This is a genomic window from Methanosphaera sp. A6 (assembly GCF_001729395.1).
GTDB classification, from domain to species: domain Archaea; phylum Methanobacteriota; class Methanobacteria; order Methanobacteriales; family Methanobacteriaceae; genus Methanosphaera; species Methanosphaera stadtmanae.
On sequence record NZ_MAIF01000140.1, the window covers coordinates 1 to 2,698 of the forward strand.

Genomic DNA, 2,698 nt, shown 5'->3' on the forward strand with positions numbered 1-2,698 from the left:
TATGTACTATCCAGTATAAGCATTAAAACTAATAGTATGTTCATTACTGGCACTAACTAACTAGAGTAGATTAGAAAAAAATAAGTCCATACAATTTGTATTGATTTTTGAGTATTATTAATTTATTCAATTGGTTTGTTAGATGTTTGTGTAATAATATAATAGAATAGTAATTCTATGGTTTACTTAAATAATATAATAGTATTAATACGTTTTAATAAGATTTGCTTATATATATTTTTTGCTTTGTTTGATTTGTTTTAAATCTACTACAGACAATATTATTTTTGTCACTATATATAATAGGAAAAAAAAGAACACTGTATAAAATGGTGAAATTTTGTATAATAAAAAATTTTTTTTCTTTTTATGCCATCTGGGGGATGGCTAGGCTTGAGATTAACTTATGAAGGTCGTGGCAAGCTGCGATAAGCCTGGGCGAGAAGCATGCATTCATTGAACCTGGGATTGCCGAATGAGATTCTTATTACTCTTTACCGAGTAATGATCCACATTTGTGGATTGGGAACCCACTGAATTGAAACATCTTAGTAGGTGGAGGAAGAGAAAACAATTGTGATGCCGTTAGTAACGTCGAGCGAAAACGGTATAGGACAAACTGAATCCCTACTAGAAATTAATAGGGAGATGTGGTGTTGTTAAGATTCAAAATATTTATGGTGGCCTGTTATTATCCTTGTTTAATTATTGTTGGAATACTTTAACCGTAGAGGGTGATAGTCCCGTAGACTTTGGGGTAATTTGGTCATTTTTTTTGAATTCTTGAGTAGCGTTCATTGGAAATTGGGCGTGAATCAAATTATAGGGAGGCATCGACTTCCAATTCTAAACATTACTCAAGACCGATAGTGTATTTAGTACCGCGAGGGAATGCTGAAAAGAACCCTTTTATTAGGGGGTGAAAAGTACCTGAAACCAGATGGTGACAGCCTGGCATGGCATGAAAGGAATGATAATTCATTGAATTTCTTCTGGCAACACTTGAAATTCTTTGTCTTTGACTAGTGTTGTGTCATTCGTCTTGAAACACGAGCCAGGGAGTTTGTAGTTGTGGCGAGGCTAAAAAGCTTAAGCTTTGTAGTCGCAGGGAAACCGAGTAAGACGTAACTTCTTGTGTGGTCTTCTGATTATAAAATGTCACAGTCACAGCTTTAAAACCCGAAGCCGGTCGATCTATCCGTGAGCAGGATGAAATCGCTCATACGAGTGATGGAGGTTCGCAGAGTTGTTGTTCTGCAAAACACTCTTATGACTTGCGGTTAGTGGTGAAAGGTCAATCAAGATCGGTGACAGCTGGTTCCTATCGAAATAGCTCCAAGGCTAGACTGATTGGAGATAGCTGGCAAGGTAGAGCACTGATTGAGTGTTTAGGGTGGGAAACTACTCGGCATTCTGTAAAACTCCAAACTTGCTAGCATCGTAGAAGATCGGATCGAGGGGCGTGGGGTAAGCCTGTGTCCCGAAAGAGAAACAACTCAGACTTTGGTTAAGGTCCCCAAGTGCCGGATTAGTTTAAGGGAGTCATTAGCCCTAGACAGTGGGGAGGTGGGCTTAGAAGCAGCCACCCTTTAACGAGTTCGTAACAGATCACCCATCGAGGTTAATGGCATCTAAAATGGAAGGGGTTAAGTCGGCCACCGATACCAATGAACATATACTTTTGTATATGATTTCGTAGATAGGCGTCCTGTTGGATTTGAAGCTGGGGTGTGAATTCCAGTGGATCTTGCAGGAATGTGGATCCTGGTAGTAGTAGCAGCAAAGTAAAGTGTGAATCTTTATCGCCGAAGGGGCTAGGGTTCCTTGGCAATGTTCGTCAGCCAAGGGTTAGGCGGTCCTAAGGGTAACGGTAATTCCAGTTATTCGAAAGGGAAACAGGTTAATATTCCTGTCCAACACAATTTACACGGCAACGTTTATGTTGGATATTTTTGACACTTCGTGATATGCCTTGTAAGATTGTCGTCTTATTCAAATTTTAGAAGCTAAGGGAGAACTGTAATAGTGAGAACTTGGTGTATTTATGATTGAGTCTCTCGTTTTTTTGAGAGATTATCTGGTTGATTCATGGAGTCCTTGAAAAGAAAATATCCATTTATTTGATTGTGTTTCCGTACCGAGATCCGACACAGGTGCCCCTAGTTTAGTAGACTTAGGCGTGTTAGGGTAAACCAGCTAAGGGAATTCGGCAATTTAGCTCCGTAACTTTGGGATAAGGAGTGCCAGCTACGTGTAGTAGCTGGTCGCAGTGACTAGGGAGGTTCGACTGTTTAATAAAAACATAGCTCCCAGCTAGCCCGTAAGGGTGTGTACTGGGGGCGACACCTGCCCAGTGCTGGCACGTGAAGCTGGGGTTCAACCTGGTGAAGCGCCAGTAAACGGCGGGGGTAACTATAACCCTCTTAAGGTAGCGAAATGCCTTGCCGGACAAGTACCGGCCTGCATGAATGGTAGAACGAAATCTCCACTGTCCCTAGCTGGAACCTAGTGAACCTGCTATTCTGGTGCACAAGCCAGAGACTTCTATTGGGAAGCGAAGACCCCGTAGAGTTTTACTGCAGTCTGCTATTGAGGCTTGGTTGCAAGTATGCAGCGTAAGTAGGAGACTTCGACGGTATGTCGTCAGGCATATCTGAGTCATTCATGAGACACTACTTTCTTGTGACTGTGTTTCTAA

Annotated in this window: 1 rRNA gene; it reads left to right on the plus strand. The window is 41.3% G+C overall.

The features are described from left to right. Positions 1–355 precede the first annotated feature (355 nt). A 23S ribosomal RNA gene (locus A9758_RS05825) occupies positions 356–2,698 on the plus strand; the annotation flags it as partial.